Origin of the sequence: Bacillus sp. ISL-39, from assembly GCF_018613295.1 — a bacterium.
Classification (GTDB): Bacteria; Bacillota; Bacilli; order Bacillales; family Cytobacillaceae; genus Mesobacillus.
Map to the genome: position 1 here is coordinate 222,180 of NZ_JAGGQM010000025.1, position 22,432 is coordinate 244,611.

Sequence of the window (22,432 nt, forward strand, 5' to 3'; positions counted from 1 at the left end):
CTCACCCCTTCTGCACGGGATACTTTAGAGCATTCTTCTTCATCTTCTCCAAAACTTCCTCTTCCAGATCAATATCCAATTTATCCGCCAACTGAACAAGATAAATCAAAACATCAGCCATTTCCTCTTTTATATTCTGCTTCGAATCCCTGACCGCTTCCTCGCTGTTTTTCCATTGGAAGTTTTCAAGCAGCTCGTTTGCCTCAAGGGAAATCGAAATAGCTAGGTCTTTTTCATTGTGGTATGGCTTCCAATTGCGTTCGTCGCGGAAGTTTAAGATTATTTGGCGGATTTTGTTCATATGGTGCTCACTCCAGTGGTTTACTTAATTTGTAATATGTTTATTTTGATTCTATCATTCTTTATGTTTTGAGAAGAGTATTGTTAATAATCTTGAATAAAAAAAGAGCCAAATCCCTGTATAGAATTTGACCACTTATAAATTTTTTATGGTGAGACGCAAGAACCGTACCCGTGTCCAAATCAATTTAATAAAAAGTATTATTATTGGAAAATAATTCCCGCTACAGCAAGTTCACACAACTTTTCTTTTATTAACAAAGATAGATTGTCTGTATTATCAAGTTGCTCAATCTCATTTCTATTTATGATTATTATCTTTCTACCTTTTACAAGATGATGAGCAATTATACTGTTAGCCCTTGTAAAATCTTCACTATTACCTGTTATACCATTTACCGCAATCAGTATGCCAAAATCCAACCCCCTACTTTCAAGTTTATGGGCAAACCAACTCACTTCATTACTTGAAACTGCATTACTCCAATTTTTACATTCTATTAATATAATATTCTGTAAAAAATACAATCCCTTTTTAGATTGGTCATTCCATAGTGCAACATCTATTTCCTCAGTATTAAATGTATTCATTCGATTTCTTTTAGCAATCGATATTCCCGGTATTTTCCCAAAAATATAGCATGCTAAGTCTTCAAGACATTTACCCTTCTCTACCATAGTTTGTGCATTATCACTTATAGAGAAAAAATTACTTATTCTAGTTCGGGAATAAGAGGCCACAATTATTCCTCCTTTCCATGTGCAATTAAATCTCTGCAATTAAAAATAACATCACTAATGCTTTTATCTCCAATTTCCTTTATAAAATCCTCAATATCCATCCTAATAATTAATGGATCTAGAGAATTCCCTATATCAAAACGTCTTCCAATTCTATCAAGGTAAAGCAATAAACCAACTTTATTATTTGTATTTCTAAGAATTGTTTGCAATTCACTCTCACTATTATTGAGCATTTCCTTGGTTATATTTCCTATCTTAACCTCAATCATTAATATATTTCCTAGTATCTCATTCATTTCGTCAATCCATAATACAAAATCTACTCCTTTGTTTTGAGACACAGTTTTTACTGTTATATTATTTAGTTCAAATATATTCATCAAATATTCTGTAATTTCTTCCCCTGTACCTGTGGATCTCAATACTGTTTGTTGTAGGTCTGATGAAATAGGCAGTTTTATATCCTTTTTTTTATTTTTAGTTTGACTTCTTCTCTTATTTTTTGTGCAGTTACTTATAAATTGATTCAATGGAAATTCTATTATTTCGCTCTCATTCTCACTAACTCTGACATATAAAAAGTCATATAGAAAATTGGGGTGAATTTTCAAGTCTTTTGATATGACTATAAAAATAGGCTTGTTTAAACCTTTTGCAATTCCAATTTCATAAAAAGAGTTTGGTGAAAAATTATCTATAATAGAAATGAACAAATCCGATTTTGCTATTCTGTCTTCCAAGAAGTTGTTCATTGTTTCGCTCTGTGGAATATCAAAAATATCAACAGTTTTAATGTTGTTTTTTTTCAAAACCCCCCTTATGGAAGCTACATGATTTTTACTTTGATCAGAATTCCAGCTTATAAAAGCTCTCATCAATACATCTCTCCTAATAATAATTTATTTTTACTATTTAACGCTTTCTGTAGTTAAAGTAACAAATTGCTAACAAACAATTATAAATTTATTTATGATTTATCACTTGCTTCATTTATGATAAGTCTTTGATAGTGTTATACATCTGATCTTTCTTAATAGCCCTGTACTACACTATCTACTATATATGTTAAAATATTTTTCCAAATTAATAATTTTTTGTTTCAACTTGTGCCTCCACTAACATCTGATATAGGAAGGATATATTGGCTCTATTTTGATTAGCAGTCTGCATTCTCCCAAATTTTTTGATTTCTCTCGATTCGCAAAATGTAAAATAAACTTCATTTTTTGCCCTAGATAGGGCGACAAAGAATGCCCTTATATCTGATTCTGACTGTTTCCTAAAGCTCCAAAATGCATCATCTTCTAAGCCTATAAAGAAGACAGTATCGTACTCCAACCCCTTACTTTTATGGATTGTCATTATAGGGATACTGAATTCTCCTAAAAAATCTTGAATTGCTTTTTCCCATTCTTGATGTTTTAAAAAGGATTCGCACATTTTTTCTATTGCCTTTTCCCTAGTTTTTTCAAGTAAGTTACCCGTAGAATACTTTACATAGAAGTTTTTTATTTTTTCTAATCCAATAAAATGTGTTATTTTTTCGAACAAATCGGTGATATAGTTCTTAACTTCTTTTATATCATTAGGAACATTCTTCATTACATATTTGAGTTCTTGTATAAATTTTTCAAGTTGTAACTCAATTTCCCATATATTCTCTATTTCTTCGTTATAATCAAGACCTTTTAAGTCTATTAAAATACTAATAACTGATTGCCAACTATCAGCAGCACTTTTTAATTGTGTAATTTTTAATATATCAACAATCAAATTAACATAGTCTTCTGAAAGAATATCTTGGAACTCTTTCTCAACTCGTGATTGGATTCCTAATTTACTTAATTCTTCTATTATTTGTTTAGCATATATACTTTCTTGTTGCTTTACTAAAATACAAATTTCACGTGGTTTTGACTGTTCGAGTTTTAATTTTACGAACTCTGAGATATGCTTTGCTTCTCGCACATGATCTCTAAAAGTCCAGACTTCACATATTCCATCCTCGCTTGTCCACTTATCTGAACATCTTACATTCACTGAGTTAGTATTAATAGATTGTGATAGAACATTTTGAATTTCAACTAATCTAGGGGCTGATCGATGATTGAAGATTAGATGGTGAGTTTCAGAGTCAAAGTCCGCAGAAAACTCCTTAAATGAATTTTCCATAGCACCTGCCCAACCCATTATTCTCTGTTTATCATCTCCAACTGCTGTTAAAACAGAACTTGACCCTAAAAATGCTTTTTTTAACAAGTCGTACTGAATGTAAGTAGTATCTTGAAATTCATCTAAAAATACGTGACTATAGGTTGTTCTTAGCGCAGTTGTAATCATAGGATTCACTTTCAAAATATATTCTGCTAATCTTGCTATCATTGGGAATGTTAACGAACTTTGAAATGAGCCTTGGCCTTTAACCATTACATTCCACAAACGGAGACCAACCCAGCTATATAAATCATCAAATCCTTCATAAAAAGGTAAAGGAGATTCTGTAAATCTTTTGAAAAGGGTGCCGAAATTTATCTCATATTGCCAATTAGGATGGGTCGGATGTTGCTCTGTTACAAACCCCTTTACAATGTCCTTTAACTCTCCGTCATTAAATATCAAATTATATTCAGACAATGGTTGATATTCTGATGGAAGCGCAAGTCTGAATCTATCAAGTATGGATTTAGCAAAAGAATCAAATGTCCTAGATTCAAATCTCTTCGCCAATTCAGAACCAACTCTTTTTTCAACCCTCTTTTGTAAATTATCAGCAGCATCTACTTTAAAGCTTATTGCAAGGATTTTTCGTGGTTCTTCACAAGTCTTTGTTTCCAATAGATAAGATGCTCTTTGGGCGAGTAATTCTGTTTTCCCAGCACCCGGACCAGCTACTACTAAAGTATTCCTATTACTTTTAACTGCTAATTCGGCTGCATGCTCCAGGCTTATTCCACCAGAAGCTTGCCAATTTATCTTCTTCATCATAAAAAACACCTACATCAATATTTTTAACTTAATCCGGTCTATTAACCTTTTCAAAACTTCGGGACATTCGTTTAAAAGATCGTTTTCACTAATATTGGTCAAAGCTTCTATATGAGTACTAGGTTTGCCTCTTCCTAAAAATAAGGAGTTATACCATACCATTAATTCATGTTGCTCTACTGAGTATGTCTTACCCATAGCATTAATACTTTTTAGAGTTGCCTGAATAGAAGAGTTAACTTTTTTTCTATATTCATCAGGCATCTCAGATTTATCTGGCAACCTTGGTCCAACCTTCATTACTTTCTTATACGCCGAAGGTAACTTTTCAAGCATAAGAAAATCCATATCTAGTGGGGCAGAAAAGAAAACATTGAATTCTGTTCCTTCCAGCATATCTATCCATGTTTGCATTGCTTCTAAAGAATCCTTATCTAAACCCCATTCATGCATTCCTTCAAACTCATCTTTAGTCATCTCTATATCATTTTCTTTATCGACAACCAATAATTTCTTAGTATTATATCCATTATTGATTAATTCTTGGAGAACATATTTTATCCTTCCCCATCCTCCTCCACCTCTTTCAAGGTCTAAATCCAATAATGTGATATGAGGTATATCTAATTGGTTGAGTAACTTCCACATATGATTAACGTGTCTCCCCCCTAATGGAACAATAGATATACTAGATTCAAAAGATGAAATTTCTTTTACCTTTAGTAGTTTAGGGATAATAATTTCTTCTGTATCACCTTCACCTAAAATAACAAGTTTAGCGAAATATATCTCCGGAAAAGCCTTAACAGCTTCTTTGATATACATATATGCATCAGATTTCTTACTAGGAAGATTGATTTTTTTTGCGATTGTTTGACCTGATTTTTTATCAATTCTAAGATGAGAAATATCCTCTGGTGAAACATTTTTTATTATTGACTCACTGTGAGATGTAAGTAAAACTTGTGCATTGTTTTTTTGTGAAATCTCTTTTAAATTTTCGACAACTTTTCCTAATAAATGTGGTGAAATATGATTCTCTGGTTCCTCTACCGCAAGGATTGTTAGTGCAGCAGTTGTTTTTTTTGTAATTTGCTGTTCTACTTCTAATAACGAAGAAACAAGTGATAAGTAAAATAAAGACCTTAATCCATCTCCTAACTTATCTATCGTATAAGTACTAGATTCTTGTGTAGGAGAAAATTGAACTTCGATTTTTTTTAATATTGAGTCCAATGTTGTACTATTAAATTTAATATTTGCATCCTGATACCGATTTTCGAAATGATATTTCTTCCAATGTTCACCTATTACTTTTTTTATTTCACCTACACCTTCGGTTTTTTCAAACAAGTCATCAACCGATTTCATTTCTAATTCTATTTGTTGGTCCATATTCTCTGGCCATTTAATACTATTTAAGATTCTCCATAGAATAGTCCCAGAAGCATTCTTTAATTGTGTTAATGGTTCTCTTATTGCAGGTACATAAATCATTTGAATTACTGAGCGCTGATGTGGAGATACTGGCGAAATTGTAGTTTCATTTACCTCTTCACCGTAGGGGACAGTAATAAAATAAAGTTTCTGTTCTATTTCCCCTTCAGGTGTAGTACCAGCACTCCATTTCCCCACTAATCTCATTCTTACGTATGGACAATCATTAGGAGAGTTTATTGTAAAATGGTTAAAAAATGGAGGGACGCTTAACTTACCATCTAGTTTTTCCGTGTTCTTTAATTCTGGGAAGTCAATTTGTACCTCTATGTATAGATCCCTTTCACGAGTAGAATCAACTTGCGAAAAGGAAGTATGAAAATCGCCCTTCACTAAAGCACGTTCACTTGCGGTTAGCCCAAAGAGTTTTTGAATTGCTTGAAGTGCTGCGGTCTTACCAGAACTATTACCACCCACAAATGTACTTATGTTAGATAAATCAATTGTAGTTTCAGCGTCTCCAAAAGATCTGAAGTTTTTAATCTTGAGACTCTTTATTATCATAATAACCATCTCCAGTTTATTATTTATACTAATATTCTATTTACCACCCTACAAAATACAAAGCATGGACACTCTAAATCCAAATCTCTTACTCTTTATATACATTTGTTGTATTTATGTTTCAATGTTATGTCCGGTTGATGCTCCATTTCTGGTATTACGGCATTGCCAAAATCTTTTTTTATCCGTCTTGGATCTCTCAGTAACACCAAATTTCATCTTCAAATTATAACTATCTTCTGCAAAGAGCGATAACCTTACTTCTATTTTACCAAAATTTGTCGAAAATAAATTCCACTTTGGTATAAAAATTCGCAAAATTACAAGTTATGAAATTAATAATACTATCTACAATTAAAACTGCTCACAAAAGAAGTATGTATAATTAACCATACATAAAGTAGGAATTACTATTATAGAGGTTTTTTTATGAGACTCAGGGACGGTTCTCGCGCATCTTTCGAGAATCAAAATACTAATTCTCACTACTAAAAGAGCCTTATCCACCAAAGGATAAGGCTCTCATATTTATGTAAGAAATCTTAGCAACAACTTCACAATGGGTTGTCTGCGGAAACATATTATTAAGAAGTACTTTCATTTTAATTGGCGGAAAGACAAAAAGCCCCAACATCAAATTGGGGCTCTTTATCACTTCCTGAGACACAGGGGACGGTTCACTTGTCTCATTCAGGAACCGAAATAAACAGGAGTATGGAGTCGCTTTGTGGTTCTTCTATTAAAAAATTAGTATTGTTAACTATCGGGACAGCGCATTTAGAATCACAGGAAATTCTAATATTTTTTGGCATAGTTGAAAATTAGGAGACTTTCATTTTTTTCAAAACACAGAATAAACTTTAATGATTTTCCATCAAAAGTTTGATAAGTTTTTTAGGGACATGAGATTCATCCCCGTGTCCCTGCAACTCTACAGAGAAATTTCCTCCCCTACATTAACTACCTCCGCCTTCCCAAAAACCCCTTTAGCCACAGCCAAATCAAAATGAGCAGCCCCAACTGATTTAAATATAGTAATATCCTCAACTCCACGTTCAACTTGGTTCACATGCAGTTCATCTAATGTTCCAGATAACTGATCAAACAACCATTTCCCCCGATCCACTGCATCAATGAATTCTCCAGCTTCTGCTTTCAAGCCATCATAATCATCTGCATAAATCAATGCTGCTTTTTCAATGGCACCTAAGGGGATTTCACGCATTTTGGGTAAGTAACTGCCTACACCGATGATATGGGTTCCTGCTTTTACATAATCAGCATCAAATACTTCTTCCGTAGACCTGGTCGCGCAGCAAATGACATCGGACTGTGCGACGGCTTCGTTCCGGTCTACGCCGGTTTGTATAGTGGCGGTCACACCGGCCTCTCTTAGCTTTTCTCCGAATGCATATGTCTTTTCAACCGTACGGTTAATTAAATAGATTTCTTGAATCGGCAGAACGTTCACTATTCCTAGCACTTGCTCGAACGCCATACCTCCTGTGCCAATGACGGTCAGCACTTGGCTGTCGGGCCTGGCGAGGTGGCGGGCTGAGATGGCACTTAATGCGCCGGTTCTCAATCGTGTCAGATAGGAAGCGGACAGTAAGCTTATATGTTTTCCTGTTTGTAGTTCTGTAAGTAAAATGGCTCCTTGTGTGGTCGGAAGATCGGCTGAGCTGTTATCAGGAAAAATCGAGACAATTTTGGTTGCTGCCATGGATGTTCCATCCGAGCTTGGCATATAGAGAACCGATCCGTTGCGTTCGGGGACATTCAGTACCGTCCGATGAGGATTTTCAACACGTCCTTCATGAATGGCCACCAACATGTTTTCGACATCGCGAATGGCATCTTCGATTTTATAGATGGATTGGATTAGTTGTTCGTTCAGTATAAGCATATAGAATCTCTCCTTTTATGAAAAAACTCGGCCAAATTATTTGGCCGAGCTCATTTTACCAGTGATCACAGTTGGTTCAACGCGACTTTTCACTGCCCAGATTGCAATCAGTGACACCACTGCAGTGAACATGATGTAGAGTGCAACTGGGACGTAGGAATTATCGAATGATGCGAGCAGCGCAGTGGCAACGAGTGGCGCTGTACCGCCAGCGACTGCGGCCCCGATTTGATAACCTAGTGAAACCCCGGTATAGCGAACCTTGGCATCAAAGATTTCTGAGAACATCGTTCCAAGTACTGCCGTAATCGGAGCCCAAATGATCCCCAGGCCGATAATTGTCGCCAAAACCAACATGAGTACACTGCCTTGATGAATCATCCAGAAATATGGGAAAGCGAAAGCCATCATCGCTAATGTACCGGCGATATACATTTTCTTACGGCCAACGCGGTCTGACAGACTTCCCATGATTGGGATAAGGATTGTCGTAATGACAGTTGAAACCATGACGGAACCTAACACAGCAGAGCGGCTGAATCCTAGAGTGCTTGTCGCATAGGAAACAATGAACGTACTGAAAATATAGAATGGAGCGGTCTCCACCACTTTCGCACCGATGGTGATCAGCACTTCTTTCCAGTAATAGCGAAGGGTATCGACGATTGGCAGCTTTGGAATTTCACCTTTTTGCTGAACTTCCTTGAATTCTGGTGTCTCATCGATTCCTTTTCGAATCCATAACCCGAAGACGACGAGCAATGCACTAAAGATGAATGGCACGCGCCAGCCCCATGTCATGAATTGCTGCTCAGGCAATAAGCTCATTAGCCAAAGAGCGAGTGTACCCATCACCATTCCGATTGTCACACCCATCTGCGGAATGGAACCGAAGAATCCTCTGCGTTCTGGCGGAGCATACTCAGTCGCAAGCAACAGTGCTCCTCCCCATTCCCCGCCGATTCCAAGTCCCTGGATCAGACGAAGTGTAATCAAAATGATCGGTGCAGCTACACCAATAGCTTGATATGTAGGCAGAATACCCATTGCAAATGTCGCAGCGCCCATCAAGCTCAATGTTAAAACGAGTGTCTTTTTCCGGCCGATTCGATCTCCAATATGACTAAAAATAATTCCTCCAAATGGTCGGATGAAAAACGAAAGGGCAAACGATGCATACGCTAAAAGCAAGCCTACTGTTGGATCTTCGTTGACAAAGAATAACTGGTTAAATACAAGTGCGGCCATTGTTCCATACAAGAAATAGTCAAACCATTCAATGGAACTGCCAACAAGGCTGGCAATCAATACACGATAAGTTGTTTTCTTGTCCAATTGTTGCATTTTCCCTTCCTCCTTTTTAAAATTGAAGTGATACTTCAATTAAATTTTAGATAATGGTTAATATTCTGTCAACTTTGTTCAAATTGACACAATCTCCTTCTATGTTAAAAATAGTAATTAGGAAGGTGGGAGTTTTATGATCGGTGTGCGACTGAAAGAAATCCGTAAAGAAAAAAAAATGACCTTGAAAGAAGTTGCCGAAGGGGCCGGGGTGTCCATCAGCTTTCTGTCACAAGTAGAGCGAGGAAAGTCCAGTGTCACATTAGAGTCCCTTCGTAAAATATCCGAAGTTCTTGGCGTCAATCCAAGTACCTTTTTTCCAAGTAATAATGAACCTGTGAGTGAATCTTCATTCCATTATAAAGACCTGACACAGCAAGTATCAAATCCAGAATTTCATCCCATACTCGTCACACTCCCAGCAAACCAAAGCGACGGACAACCCTTTTCACATAGCGGCCATGAATTCGTCTATGTAATAGAAGGAACTTTGACACTTCAAATAGGCAATAAAATGATTGAACTCCAACAAGGAGAGTCCTGGTTCTTTTCCGCCAGCGAAACGCATTACTGGTACAACCATACAGATCAGAGCATTCGATTTTTGGTTGTGTCGTCAAGGTAAGTGGACTTGGTAAGTACGGAGACGTTTCTAATCCCCTGGTGGTCGTGGGAGTTAAATTTAGAAGTATTTCTTCAGTTATACTATTCATCAGATAACAGGCATATTGTAATCTGTAGACTTTAGTACTCCCATATAAAACAAGATATTAACTAAGGGGCTTATCAATATGTATTCTCTAACATTTTTGGGATATGCAAAGAAGGAAATTGTTATATGATGGTCGAAATTATGGCATATTGGATAGCTATACTATTGACAAATTAAATTAGACAGCAAAGCCCTATTGACCTGTTCAAAACAAAATAAGCTTTGCAGTTTCAACACATAGCTTCCATTTCACCATAGGTAATTGCTTATTAAGGAGTTAGAGAAGAAGTAATATGGTTTAGTCTCATTGATGAATTTACTAATTTACTAATTTTTTATCTATTAAAGACAAAATAAAGGAGTCGTTTACGATGCGTCAGTTAATCGGGGCTATTTATATTTCCTTTGGATTTTTGTTTTACTTGCTTAATGGTTTTGAGGGATACTTTCCTCGGGATAATAAAGATTGGATTGTGGGTATATTCATTTTTGTTGGACTAACTTATCTCTTTATTGATTTAAGGAGTTTCATAAAGAAAAAATTTAATAACTAAAAAAGCCTTCAAAAGAAGGCATTCTTGTTATCTCCAGTAAAGAACATGAGTATTAGGGTGAAATGAAAATTCCTTAGATGGAGAGACTGAAAATTCAACTCCTGATAAAGAAATTGAAGGTGTAAGTGTATAATTTGATTCTTGATGTGCATATTGTCCGTAAGCGTCAAGTCTATTGGTTGAGGTCATTGGTGAAACGCTATAGTACATATAACTAGAAAGTTCTTCCACTCTATCGGCTGCACAGCCTCCAGTCGTTTCATCGTCGGGAAGATTGATTTTCAATGAGTATCCGCCAGATCCCCTTTTCCATTTCGTGCTATCCTTAGTATAAGTCGCACTTCCATTTAGATACCCATTACAATAGCTCCAAGTTTTCCAATTTTGTTTTCCGTATTCAGTTCCTGGAAGAGGTCCCCAGTAAGCTTCGTTTATACCCACTCCAGTAACATCAACATAGCTATACATCGGCATTCTATCCCAAGTCACACTATTTTTTACACGATAAGTGCTACCCGAAAGCAATACAACAGAAGTAGTCATTGTTTTGTAGCTTGTAGTAGTGCTTTTACTTAGCTGAGCAGATATATCACTCGTTTTCTTTTCTTTTTCTTTTACCTTATTTACTTCTTCTTTATAGGTTTTTTCATCAAGTTTTTCAACTTTTGTCTCGGTTCCATGGGTTGTTTTTACATAATTTATGTCTTGTCCGACTACTTTACCTTTTAAGTTTTTATTTTGTTCCAGTTCTTCTTGATCCATAAATTCAATTTCTTCATCTGTGAACCCCAAGTTAAGCAGGTTTTGATATTCTTGAGTGGTTATATCACCCCTTTTGTTCTTTTGATTTTCAGCGCTGGCAAAATTTCCTGATCCGAATGTTCCAATGAGCAACAAAGACATGAGTGCTACCGAAAAAAATAATCTTATTTCAAAAAAATTCCTCCTCTTTCATTTTTTTACAATTACAACTTCATAATATCACGATAAATATACTTTTAAATTGTAAAAAAATGAGATTTTATTGGGAAAATACTCATCTATTTTATGTAATTTTAAACGTAAACCCCTTAAGTTTGACCTTCTACCCATATTAAAACCTGAAGCATGTTGGGAAATTTTTATCAATTTATAAAGCATATGGGTCTCAAGTCCCGTTCTGAAATCGCAATAAAAGAGGTAGTAACTGGCCTATGTCCTCTATATAAAAAGAACTTGTCACCTAAATCCTTTTACAGGAATGGTTACAAGTTCTTTTTTCCGTTTCAATTAAGCATACGATCAATCTGCCCCAGCCCCTCCTCCATCACTACCACCTCCGCTGTCTCCCCCTGAATAGCCGCGAAGTATAGGGGCGTACCTTATGTTTCCAAAATTAGTCAGATGACAAGAAGCACTTGGTAGTTCCCGTGCTTCCCGCAGCAAGTTTTAAATCCAGATTTTCACCCTATACTGGTCACTCTCCCAGCAAACCAAAGCAACGGACAACCATTTTCACATAGCGGCCATGAATTCGTATATGTAATAGAAGGAACATTGACACTGCAAATTGGTACCAAGATGATCGAACTGCAACAAGGAGAATCCTGGTTCTTTTTCGCCAGCGAAACACATTACTGGTACAATCATACAGATCAGACGATTCGGTTTTTAGTTGTTTTGTCAAGGTAAGAAGTTCGATGAGTAAGGACGGGAGAAATGGGACGTGGAGTTAGACACATGGCCTGTTCCTGGGTCGCACTTGTGAACCGAAAAAATGAAGAAAAAACCTCTCGAAAACTTTCTATAATGATAAGATAATGCTACACTGAACTATTTTTTAGAAATGAGGTATGCATGTGCTTGTATTTGAGACGGAACGTTTGAAACTCCGCTGGCTAGAAGTCAGTGATCAAGAGTTTATTTTTAAATTGCTGAATGAACCAGGATGGCTAAAATTTATTGGAGATAAAGGCATTCGTTCGCTTGAGGATGCTAAGAATTATATTTTGACAGGGCCAAGAAAGATGTATGAACGATTTGGGTTCGGTCTTTTTGTGGTTGAACTAAAAGAGAGTCAACTGCCGGTTGGTTTATGCGGCTTGATTAAACGGGATGGGCTAGAGGATGTCGATATTGGATATGCCTTTCTTGCACAACATCAATCAAAAGGATATGCGTTTGAATCTGCCAAAGGAACCTTGGAATATGCCCGTAAATTAGGATTAGATCGGATCGTTGCCATTACAACCAAAGACAATGTTTCCTCCTCTAAACTCCTTGAAAAGCTTGGTCTAGCACTTGAAGGATACGTGACTCTTCCTCAAAGCGATGAGGAGCTTAAGCTTTACGCCATTAACATAGCAAAATAATGGGTTCAGAAGCAAAGGGACCTTTCTCTTCCAAAAACTATCACAAAAAAAGAAGCAAAAGGTCCGTCACCCTTTGCTCCCTGTTTGCTGCGTTTGCTCCATCTTTCTGTACAAGATTGGACTCAAGTTGTCTCTTTTGATCCTACCCATGCATCGGTATCATATCCCCTAACTTGCCAGTAGCCTTCGTGGACTAGTATAAGGATAATATTTTTGAAGTTTTTTGCTCCGCTGAGAGGATCTATCACCCCCGCTACACTAAACCTCCATCCTCCACCCCGACACCGCGAGCCAGCGCTCATACCGTTCATATTCAGGCATGATTTTTCCGACAAGCCGCCAAAATGAACGGTCGTGATTCATATGGACCATATGGCACATTTCATGGACGACAACATAATCAATCACTTCCATTGGTGCCATGGACAGCTTCCAATTGAATGTCAAATTCCTCATGGAATCACACGTTCCCCAGTTCGTCTTACTGTCCGTGATTCGAATCGAGCGCGGCTTTATTTTGAATTCGCTTTGAAAAAATTTAACCCGTTTTTCGACTAATGCCTTGCACTGCTGATAGTAAAATCGCTTCAAAGCCTGTTTGATGCTCTCTTCATTTTGCTCTTTCACGTATACGTGGAGCTTGTCAGCCTCGAACACGGCATTGTCTTTTTCGATATCTTCATCCTGTGAAATCAGAATGTGATAGAGCCTGCCCAAATATAGAAATTGTCCGCCTGGTCCGTACTCTTTTTCCCTACCGGCTGAGGCCCGGCCTTTCATTTCCTTCGCCCTTTGCAGGATCAAGTCCCATTGGCCTTCTAGGATTTGAAGCACACTTGCATCTGAGGTCCCCTTAGGAGCGTGGACTTCGACATGGCCGTACAAATCCATATAAATGCCGATTGTTTTCCGATTTTTATAAATCAAATCATACCCGATTGTTTCACCTAAAAAAGTATGAAGCATGTCATCACCTGCATTTTATCATTTTCCGACAGAAGACTCCCTCTTCAATCGTGTGAAGGGTGAAGCCCAACGATAAGTGGGAGATGAATGTCGGTTAGGCGATAGCCGAGAGGCTTTTTTTTGCCCACTTCATACCCTTATTGATATAATCAGTCTTAGATAAGAGAAAGGCTGATGTTAGAATGACATCTTGTCTTGTCCGAGTTGTAAAATATCGTAGAAAATTCTTTGATGATAAAGTATTTGACTGGTGGATTGCCAATCAACATAGTTAAACAGTACTTGAAAATCAAAGGCTAAAGTGAGGTGAGAACAATGTTGGTCAACAAAGCTTACAAATTCCGGATTTATCCGACCAAGGAACAGGAAATCTTAATCGCTAAAACAATCGGATGCAGTCGTTTTGTATTTAATCACTTTTTAGGACAATGGAATGATATATACAAAGAAACTGGCAAAGGATTAACGTACAATTCCTGTTCTGCTGGTTTGACGAAACTGAAAAAGGAATTAGTATGGCTAAAAGAAGTTGATAGCATTGCCCTTCAATCCTCCCTGAAAAACCTCGCTGATTCTTATACTCGATTCTTCAAGAAACAAAATAAAGCACCACGCTTCAAGTCTAAAAAGAATAAGGTACAATCTTACACGACTAAAGAAACAAACCATAACATTGCCATTGTGGACAGCAAAATCAAATTACCGAAACTTGGTCTTGTTCGCTTTGCCAAGAGTCGTGAAGTACAAGGTCGTATCCTAAATACCACTGTTAGGCGAAATCCTAGTGGCAAATACTTTGTCTCCATTCTTACAGAACTAGAAGTACAGCCATTGGAGAATACGGAATCATCTATCGGTATAGACTTAGGCATCACTGACTTTGCCATTCTTTCTGATGGTCGCAGGATTGACAATCATCGATTCACATCTAAAATGGCAAAGAAACTAAAACGTGAACAGCGAAAACTTTCAAGACGTGCGTTGAATGCTAAGAACAAAGGCATAACCCTTCTTGATGCAAAAAACTATCAGAAACAAAAGTGTAGAGTGGCTAGATTACACGAAAGAGTCATGAACCAGCGTGACGATTTCCTTAACAAGTTAAGTACAGAGATTATCAAAAACCACGATATGATCTGTATCGAAGACTTGAACACCAAAGGAATGTTACGCAATCATAAGTTAGCAAAGTCAATTTCTGATGTATCATGGTCTGCTTTTGTAACTAAATTAGAATACAAAGCGATATGGTACGGCAAAACAATCGTGAAAATAAGCAAATGGTTTCCGTCCAGCCAGATCTGTTCCCGTTGTGGACATCTAGATAGCAAGAAGTCTCTTGAAATAAGGGATTGGAGTTGCCCTGTTTGCCATGAACATCATGATAGAGATCTAAATGCCAGCAAAAACATCCTCGCCGAAGGCTTAAGAACCTTAGTTCTGGCTTAAACAAAATATAGAACCGTAGGAATCTACGGGGATAGCTTGGTCAATAAGAGAAACCTCTGTTGGCAAAGAAATACGCCAACAAGTACGCTCTGTTCCCAAGAATCTCCCACTTCAAACTATCCGAAAGGGAGTTAAGTGGTGAGTAGTTCAATCTATAAATACGCCCCAGCCATCAGAATGGCCGCCGTAAGGCTTGCTTATTTTATCCAGCTTTTCCTGCACTTTTTTTAATTCGCTATGGTTAAGGAGCATCCTTTTCGAGCAACCGCAAGTCCACTCATCTGTCTCATCATCCTGCTCGAGCAAGCCATGAAAGCCTTCTTCCTTCAATACGGGCAGAAGCTTCTCGCCAGTTGCCTTATCCGGCACAGCTATAAAAAACTCGACTGGCTGCGGCTTTTTAAAACTTACACCTTCATTAAACAAACTGCGCAATGCTTCTCCATCCGCGTCGTTTGGAAATTTCATCATCCATTCCTCCATTTGTGTGCCTTCGATGTTGTCATTATCATGCACTTGCTAAATTTCTGCTAATCATTTGATTATGAGATTGTTGTGTTATAATGTAAATAACCTTTTGCTTTAAATTTTTTACTTTACCGGTTCCATGCCCCTACTCGTTCGTTGAGTAGGGTTTTTTATTGCTGTTTTTTTGAAAATAAAAAAACAGACCCTTTTGGAGTCTGTTTCGGTATGCTATATCAAAATTAAGCTTTTTGAACGTTAGCAGCTTGAGGTCCACGTGCACCTTGCTCAACGTCGAAAGTAACTTTTTGACCTTCGTCTAATGATTTGAAGCCTTCAGATTGGATTGCAGAGAAATGAACGAATACATCTTCTCCACCTTCGCGCTCGATGAATCCGAAACCTTTTTCTGCGTTAAACCATTTAACTGTACCTTGTTCCATGTTTGTTGCCTCCTAGTGCTAATGCACATTGTATTACTATCCTTGCCCAAAGTGATCATTAGAACGAAGAGTCGAACTTTACACCGAACAAAAATAATTCTACCTAAGAATAACAAGATTTAGGAAAAATTGCAAGGGACTTTAGTAGGATGAGAACGTTACGGTTCAAATGTGATGAAAGTCGATTGCAATAAAAGAAGCAGTGGATTCAAAAACTGAATCCCTCTGCTTTTAGGTTGATATCACTATTTATTGGGCTCTTTTCTTTAAAGACAGAGGTGAATTTGATTGTTTTTTTCTTGAATAATGACTTAAATAATAAATTGTATCCCTAAAACAATGAAAGCCCTACCTCTCTTTCATCCTTACGGCTCCTAGTCCGTGCCAGTGTGAATCAGGATTGCAAAAATCAAGTGACTATTTTATCGAGTTTTTGATGAAACTTCAAACGTTCGTAAAGGAAATTCAAGTAATAAAAATGGATTAGGTTGTAGAAAAAAACAAAAGAGGTTCATGCTCTACAGGTGAGTTGGAGAAGTTGAATGTCTTGGAAAAGAATATTTTCGGGAAATGTATGAAAGAAACCTTAACAGAAACTTTTTATTTGATGATCAGTAATCCCTTTAATTAATCCCAGTTCACTGATCAAAAATTTATGTGCGTTATCTAGCATTTGCTTTTCGCTTGTATTAAGCACTTTTTCTTTCTTTATACGCAGTAAATCACGTACAACTTCCGTACATTCTTGAATGTTACCTGTTTTCATTTTGTCCGCGTTCAGTTTGTACCTTTGTTTCCACGGAAGTAATCGATCAGATTCTCCATGTTGAAAAATGTTAATGATGTGTTTTATTGCACTTATGTCAGTAACAGGTCGTATATTTGAATTCAATATTTTACCCGCAGGAATCATGACTTGCATATTACCGATTAACATTTTTATGACATAATACTGTTGTTTTTCCCCTGAGATTTCCTTTTCTTCTATAGCTTTAATAATACCTACTCCGTGCATTGGATAAACAATCGTATCGTCAATTTGAAACAAATAATCCACCTCCATATATGGTAACCTTCTTAACCTTAACATATATATTATTTTTTAGCAAATTTATCATAATATCATAAATTTATTTTTGGTGTCAACTATTTTTTCTTTAAAAATCAAAAAAAAGTAAACACAGAGACACAGAGACAGTTCTCTCGTCTCAATCGTGAACCGAAATAATAATAGAAGTGCATTGAGTATTCTTATTTGAGTCCATGCCGTACGAGACTGTACTAGAGATTACATGGTTATAATTTTTCCATTCACTAGACGCCGGAACCATCCCCTTGTCTAAAAAAAAGGAGCAAAAGGTCCGTCACCCTTGCTCCATGTTTGCTGCCTTTATTCGTACACGCTCCATCATTCTGTACAATTAGCTCAAGTTGTCTCTTTTGATCCTACCCATGCGTCGGTATCATATCCCCTCACTTGCCAGTAGCCTTCGTGTACATGATCGATAGCTTGTATTCTGACAAGCCATTTCACGGATTTATAGGCATACATTTTGGGAACAATCAGCCGGACGGGGCCTCCATAATCTGACGGGATCAACTCTCCATCCATGAGCACAGCGACCATGACATCATCCAAAGCTGACTGTTCAAGGGATAATGAGTCAGTATAGACACCGTCACCCGAATAAAACTTTAGATGGGAGGCGTTCTCTTTCAGCTTTACCTTCTTCATGAGATCTTTCAGCAGGATGCCTTCATATGTGACATGAAGCACGGACCATCCCGTAACGCAGTGAAAATCACTGACCTGGACAGTCCTCTTCAATTTGACGAATTCTTCCCATGACAACGACACTGGTTCATCAACCAATCCATCAATCGTAAAATTCCAGTTTTCATTCGTAAAAACCGGTGTCTCCGTTACTGTATAAACACGGAATTTGCCTTCATACCCTCCACCAATTGGAGGGGAGGATTGCGTGGTGGGAATCGGCAGTGGCGAGAGCTCATTTGTGCTGTTCAGCGCCACCTCCTGCAGTGTCGACCCTCCATCATCCATCACTTGTTTTAGCCATTTATATATAGATGGACCCAAAAAGATTGCAAGCAAAGTGACAATGCCGTATTTGAAAAATCCTCTGCGGCTGAAGGCATATAGTTCTTTCTTTTTTTCATGCAGTTGATCTGAACTTTTCCTAAACCATACTGATCTAGTCACTGAGTGAAAAAGGATGACCGGCAGACCAATCCAGGTGAAAACATCATGTACGATCAATGAAACTTGAACGAGTTCTTCAGGAAGACTCCTTTGAAACGTCAGAACCGTACCGCTAATAATCCAGCCAATGATCAATCCAATAACCATCGCAAGATTCCGTTTCTTCCCTGGTTGTTTTTTTATGACTTTGTAATGGAAAGCAAAATAGCGGAAATAAAGCAGAAGGAAGGCAACCGTTGCAAAACCAATCCAAATATGGGCATCCTTCAACATGACACGGTATGAAGCCAACGGCCCTCTTAATGAAGGAATGAAAAGCAAGATCCCACTTATGAATAAAAATAAGGTAGCATATCCATTCAGATGATGAAGTCTTTTCAATCTATTCCACATTTCGCTGCACCCACCTCTCGCTTATTCAGAAGCCTGAACCTGAAGCGTCTATCTGTGCCGACAATACTTTTTACACCTATTGCCACTCCCTAATGCTGAACAAGGAGCAGGGACGGTTTCCATGTGGCATTCGTGACCCAATATAATATATGAGAGAAGCCTTCTGTTTACATCTGCTTAAGTCTTTGAACAACAAGACCATTCAAAATACCTTTCAAACATGAAGGGCATGATAGATAAATCGCACCAACATCCACAAGATTCATATTCCAATAATCTATAATTATAGACTACTAGCAATAGTATATTCTAATTTCAATGGGCTAGAATGGTACCGATGGAAGACATATGACAGTTCATGAGTGATGAAAAACAAAATAAAGGCCTTTCCTGCCAATGGACATAACGGGCACTCTTTTGGAGTGCAAAACGCGAAAAAACAACATAAAAATGCCACTTTCATAATCCTAATCAGTGTGTTAATTACAGTGTTTATTCTTATGATAAAACGCCATTAACCTTGATATATCAAAATTTGGTGTGCTAAATCGCATGTGATTCAGCATGACTTGGCACCCAATATATGAGTTCCTAAACACATTATGTTCGTCGGGGAGTTATATGGTAAATTTAGAAGAAGCTTATTCAACAGGGCAGTTTAGATAAAGAAGGAAATCTTCAGGTTATTGGAAGAGTGCTGTAAAAGACGGAATAATAGCATTTATAGTGTATTGTAATATTGGTATTCGTAAATAGGAGGATTACACTTTTGAATATTTTAATTTTAGGTGCAACTGGGCGAGTTGGAAGTCAAATACTAACTTATGCCCTTCATGATAGACATCAGGTTACTGTATTAGTTCGCACTCCAGAAAAGATTCAAATAAATAGTGGAAATTTAACCATTATTCAAGGGAATGTTTTAAATAAAAATGATATAGTACGTGCAATGCATGGGATTGATGTAGTTATTAGTGCACTTAATACTGATGGCACAACCACTCTTTCAGAAAGTATGCCACTAGTTATCAATGCAATGGAAAATGAAGGTATACAACGAATTATCACGGTAGGAACCGCAGGGATCTTACAAAGTAGAACTACACCAACCGTAATCCGTTATCAGTCAAGTGAATCAAAACGTAAATCAACCCGAGCAGCAGAAGAACATCATAAAGTTTACGATATGCTGAGACAATCAACACTCGATTGGACGATTGTATGTCCTACATATTTGCCAGATGGAGAAAGGGAAGGACAATATCGAATTGAACGTAATTTTTTGCCAGAAGGTGGTATGAAAATATCAGTTCCAGATACAGCAGAATTTACTTATCGTCAGATAGAAAGTAGCGATTATGTCCAATCGCGTGTAGGAATCGCCTACTAATAATATTCTCGATATTATGAAAAATTGCACTTACACTATAAGCTGCGGGACGTACCTTTTGCTTCCAAAAACAATTACGAAAAAAGGAGCATAAGGTTCGTCCCCTTGCTCCCATTGAACGCCTAGTTTTATCAACCAGGCGCTATTTTCAAATGAACATTTTAATTGTTCATAGGAACGAACTTTCCCTCCAAAGCCTCAATATACCTCTTAGCGGAATTTTGAACAGACTGATGGGCATCTTCCTTAATCACACGATGGAATGCATTATAAAGTCTGTCAAAATGTAGAACGGCGACTTTAGCTGCCATCTCCTGTACCTTGTTAGCTGGCAATGGAATAAGGTTTGGATAACTATACATGAAACTTACCCATTGTCGATCGGCCACTATTTGAATAATATCACCAGTAAGAAGTACCCCTTGCTTGTTCACATCATTTTCCCAGTATAAAACACTTCCCCCGTTAAAATGACCACCCAAACGATACAATGTTACACCTTCATCAAGCTCCAGAGAATCACCAGACCAGAATATGATCCTGTCACTCGGCCTAGTGACCCACTGGCGATCCGCTTCGTGGATATAAATGCTTGCTCCGAATCGTTCAGCCCATTCAACCTGTGTCGAATAATAATGCGGATGGGATAATGCGATGGCATCGATTCCTCCTAGAGCATGTATTTCATTTTCTGTTTCTTCGTCCAGGTAGGTGATGCAGTCCCATAACAAGTTGAACCCTTCATTCCGGACTAAATAGGCTGTCTGCCCAATGGCAAACGAAGGCGTAGTGGTAATGCTGTATAGTCCTTCCTCTTCTTTGACAATGGTATTTTCATATTCCCCTGAATCTACAAGCTGTTGAAGCGTTGTCCATGACTGTCCATCCGGATGGATGTACTGTCTTTCGTCAGCGCAAATCGAGCAGGTTTCAGGAGCATGAGCAGAATAGGGATATTGGACTCCGCAAGTATTGCATATATAATGGTTCATTTTGAACACCTTCCTATGATTTTTTCTTATCTTTAGTATAAGAAAACCATTAAGCGATCTCTTCGGAAGAATGGTGTAACCTATCTACAACTTTTGGCTGAGATTTTTACATTTTATTATCGAATTTTTTTAAAATAACTTAAACAACAGAAAATAGCATATCACGTACCTTATGCTCCCAAAATTAATCCGTTGAAAAAAAGCACTGAGTACGCACCCTGTGCTCTCACCCAACGGCATTTGGTTCATTTTTCCCAACTTTTGAGAATTCAAAAAAATATTCGCATTTTTATAGGCAAATAGGTTTATAAACCGTCTAACAGGGTATGTAATATCAGTTGTAAAGTTATTACTTCGGGGGTAATAAAATTGAAGAACATCAATGATTTAAGAGAAGAAATCAAAAACTACTTTAACGATAATGGTGAGATATTTGATGAGAATTTACTATCTCAAGCAATTAATGTTTCGGGGAAAATCACTGAGATTTTAGAAAAAGGGAACATTGACCTTTTAAAAAATGCCAGGAAATTAATTTTCTTCATAATTAATCAAAATGATAAGGATCTAATCACTTTTGCAGAGGAGGAGGGAATTGCCTGGGCAGGACATTCTCTAACTCTATCTCTAAAATTAGAATGGGTTCAAGCAATCAGAAGAACTTTTTGGCAAATAATTAGTGACATTGATGAGGAAAAGAACCTGACTGATGAAAAAAAAGATTTTTATGAAATGGAAGAATTCATAAACGAACAAATAGACCAATTTCTTAACAGCTTCTTTCTAAGCTACTCAAAATATAAAGATCAAATGCTTCATAAGCAAAGAGAAATGGTTGAACATTTGTCTGTCCCAATAATCCCAGTAAGTGAGACTGTTTCTGTTTTACCTCTAATTGGCACAATTGACTCCTTTAGAATTAGAATAATTGAAGAAAAAGTTTTAAACGAAATAGCCAACACAAGGTTCCAAAACTTAGTTATCGACCTATCAGGCGTAGCCATGATGGATAAGGATGTTATCGACTATTTCCAAAAGATTCTGACTGGAGTGGCCATGATGGGCTGCAAAGCCATCCTGACCGGACTCCGACCTGACCTTGTAAGAACAATGGTACATGGAGGGATTCTTTTTGAAAAAGATGCAGAAACAAGAGGGACTCTTAAAGAGACATTAAAAAATTTCCTTTAATTGCAGGAAAAGACCACTCGATGGT

21 protein-coding genes are annotated in these 22,432 nt (G+C 37.3%); 7 read left to right on the top strand and 14 right to left on the bottom strand.

Translation table 11 applies throughout. From position 1 onward, the window contains the following. Position 1: 1 nt before the first annotated feature. The 7 genes from J7E37_RS17975 to J7E37_RS18005 form a co-directional block, all read right to left on the bottom strand. Positions 2-301: a nucleotide pyrophosphohydrolase gene (locus J7E37_RS17975; protein ID WP_215025943.1), complete on the bottom strand. Its 300-nt coding sequence runs from the start codon at positions 299-301 to the stop codon at positions 2-4. Positions 302-504: 203 nt separating this feature from the next. Beyond that, on the bottom strand, positions 505-1,041 hold the full coding sequence (locus J7E37_RS17980) for a restriction endonuclease (protein WP_215025946.1): 537 nt from the start codon (positions 1,039-1,041) through the stop codon (positions 505-507). Positions 1,042-1,043: 2 nt separating this feature from the next. After that, positions 1,044-1,919, bottom strand: a complete 876-nt coding sequence (locus J7E37_RS17985) for a nucleoside 2-deoxyribosyltransferase (RefSeq protein WP_215025949.1) — start codon at positions 1,917-1,919, stop codon at positions 1,044-1,046. A gap of 208 nt (positions 1,920-2,127) precedes the next feature. Continuing rightward, entirely contained in the window at positions 2,128-4,029 is a 1,902-nt protein-coding gene (locus J7E37_RS17990) for a UvrD-helicase domain-containing protein (protein ID WP_215025952.1), read from the bottom strand. 9 nt (positions 4,030-4,038) lie between these two features. Then, positions 4,039-6,030 (bottom strand): ATP-dependent nuclease, encoded by a 1,992-nt coding sequence (locus J7E37_RS17995; RefSeq protein WP_215025954.1) that lies wholly within the window; start codon positions 6,028-6,030, stop codon positions 4,039-4,041. Positions 6,031-6,961: 931 nt separating this feature from the next. Beyond that, the gene (locus J7E37_RS18000) at positions 6,962-7,936 is read right to left on the bottom strand and encodes an ornithine cyclodeaminase family protein (RefSeq protein ID WP_215025957.1); all 975 of its coding nucleotides are present in this window, start codon (positions 7,934-7,936) and stop codon (positions 6,962-6,964) included. Between the two features lie 36 nt (positions 7,937-7,972). Then, entirely contained in the window at positions 7,973-9,271 is a 1,299-nt protein-coding gene (locus tag J7E37_RS18005; protein WP_215026086.1) for an MFS transporter, read from the bottom strand. A 145-nt stretch (positions 9,272-9,416) separates the two neighbouring features. Here J7E37_RS18005 and J7E37_RS18010 point away from each other — a divergent pair, with 145 nt between their 5' ends. Both J7E37_RS18010 and J7E37_RS18015 read left to right on the top strand, forming a co-directional pair. After that, positions 9,417-9,905 (top strand): helix-turn-helix domain-containing protein, encoded by a 489-nt coding sequence (locus J7E37_RS18010; protein ID WP_215025961.1) that lies wholly within the window; start codon positions 9,417-9,419, stop codon positions 9,903-9,905. Positions 9,906-10,363: 458 nt separating this feature from the next. Continuing rightward, on the top strand, positions 10,364-10,546 hold the full coding sequence (locus J7E37_RS18015; protein ID WP_215025964.1) for a hypothetical protein: 183 nt from the start codon (positions 10,364-10,366) through the stop codon (positions 10,544-10,546). 27 nt (positions 10,547-10,573) lie between these two features. Here J7E37_RS18015 and J7E37_RS18020 read toward each other — a convergent pair whose 3' ends face one another. Next, entirely contained in the window at positions 10,574-11,449 is an 876-nt protein-coding gene (locus J7E37_RS18020) for a hypothetical protein (RefSeq protein WP_215025966.1), read from the bottom strand. Positions 11,450-11,998: 549 nt separating this feature from the next. On the opposite strand from J7E37_RS18020, the gene J7E37_RS22530 reads away from it, so the two are divergent. Both J7E37_RS22530 and J7E37_RS18030 read left to right on the top strand, forming a co-directional pair. Beyond that, the gene (locus tag J7E37_RS22530) at positions 11,999-12,217 is read left to right on the top strand and encodes a cupin domain-containing protein (RefSeq protein WP_353050040.1); all 219 of its coding nucleotides are present in this window, start codon (positions 11,999-12,001) and stop codon (positions 12,215-12,217) included. Between the two features lie 167 nt (positions 12,218-12,384). Next, positions 12,385-12,897, top strand: a complete 513-nt coding sequence (locus tag J7E37_RS18030) for a GNAT family N-acetyltransferase (RefSeq protein WP_215025969.1) — start codon at positions 12,385-12,387, stop codon at positions 12,895-12,897. Positions 12,898-13,155: 258 nt separating this feature from the next. Here the strand turns inward: J7E37_RS18030 and J7E37_RS18035 are convergent, their stop codons facing one another. Next, positions 13,156-13,863, bottom strand: a complete 708-nt coding sequence (locus J7E37_RS18035) for a M48 family metallopeptidase (RefSeq protein ID WP_215025972.1) — start codon at positions 13,861-13,863, stop codon at positions 13,156-13,158. Between the two features lie 315 nt (positions 13,864-14,178). On the opposite strand from J7E37_RS18035, the gene tnpB reads away from it, so the two are divergent. Then, positions 14,179-15,312 (top strand): IS200/IS605 family element RNA-guided endonuclease TnpB, encoded by a 1,134-nt coding sequence (gene tnpB / locus J7E37_RS18040; RefSeq protein ID WP_215025975.1) that lies wholly within the window; start codon positions 14,179-14,181, stop codon positions 15,310-15,312. 147 nt (positions 15,313-15,459) lie between these two features. On the opposite strand, the gene J7E37_RS18045 is transcribed toward tnpB, so the two are convergent. The 4 genes from J7E37_RS18045 to J7E37_RS18060 form a co-directional block, all read right to left on the bottom strand. Beyond that, positions 15,460-15,783 (bottom strand): ribonuclease E inhibitor RraB, encoded by a 324-nt coding sequence (locus J7E37_RS18045; protein ID WP_251009734.1) that lies wholly within the window; start codon positions 15,781-15,783, stop codon positions 15,460-15,462. Between the two features lie 236 nt (positions 15,784-16,019). Next, the gene (locus tag J7E37_RS18050) at positions 16,020-16,220 is read right to left on the bottom strand and encodes a cold-shock protein (protein ID WP_026694123.1); all 201 of its coding nucleotides are present in this window, start codon (positions 16,218-16,220) and stop codon (positions 16,020-16,022) included. 586 nt (positions 16,221-16,806) lie between these two features. Next, positions 16,807-17,268 (bottom strand): CarD family transcriptional regulator, encoded by a 462-nt coding sequence (locus J7E37_RS18055; RefSeq protein ID WP_215026095.1) that lies wholly within the window; start codon positions 17,266-17,268, stop codon positions 16,807-16,809. Positions 17,269-17,646: 378 nt separating this feature from the next. Next, positions 17,647-18,834, bottom strand: coding sequence for a molybdopterin-dependent oxidoreductase (locus J7E37_RS18060; protein WP_215025978.1), 1,188 nt, complete (start codon positions 18,832-18,834; stop codon positions 17,647-17,649). Positions 18,835-19,603: 769 nt separating this feature from the next. Between J7E37_RS18060 and J7E37_RS18065 the strand changes: the two genes are divergently transcribed. Further along, on the top strand, positions 19,604-20,224 hold the full coding sequence (locus tag J7E37_RS18065; protein WP_215025981.1) for an NAD(P)-dependent oxidoreductase: 621 nt from the start codon (positions 19,604-19,606) through the stop codon (positions 20,222-20,224). A gap of 161 nt (positions 20,225-20,385) precedes the next feature. On the opposite strand, the gene J7E37_RS18070 is transcribed toward J7E37_RS18065, so the two are convergent. Then, complete coding sequence (locus tag J7E37_RS18070) at positions 20,386-21,216, bottom strand: MBL fold metallo-hydrolase (protein ID WP_215025984.1); 831 nt, start codon at positions 21,214-21,216, stop codon at positions 20,386-20,388. A 369-nt stretch (positions 21,217-21,585) separates the two neighbouring features. On the opposite strand from J7E37_RS18070, the gene J7E37_RS18075 reads away from it, so the two are divergent. Beyond that, positions 21,586-22,407: an STAS domain-containing protein gene (locus J7E37_RS18075; protein ID WP_215025987.1), complete on the top strand. Its 822-nt coding sequence runs from the start codon at positions 21,586-21,588 to the stop codon at positions 22,405-22,407. Positions 22,408-22,432 lie beyond the last annotated feature (25 nt).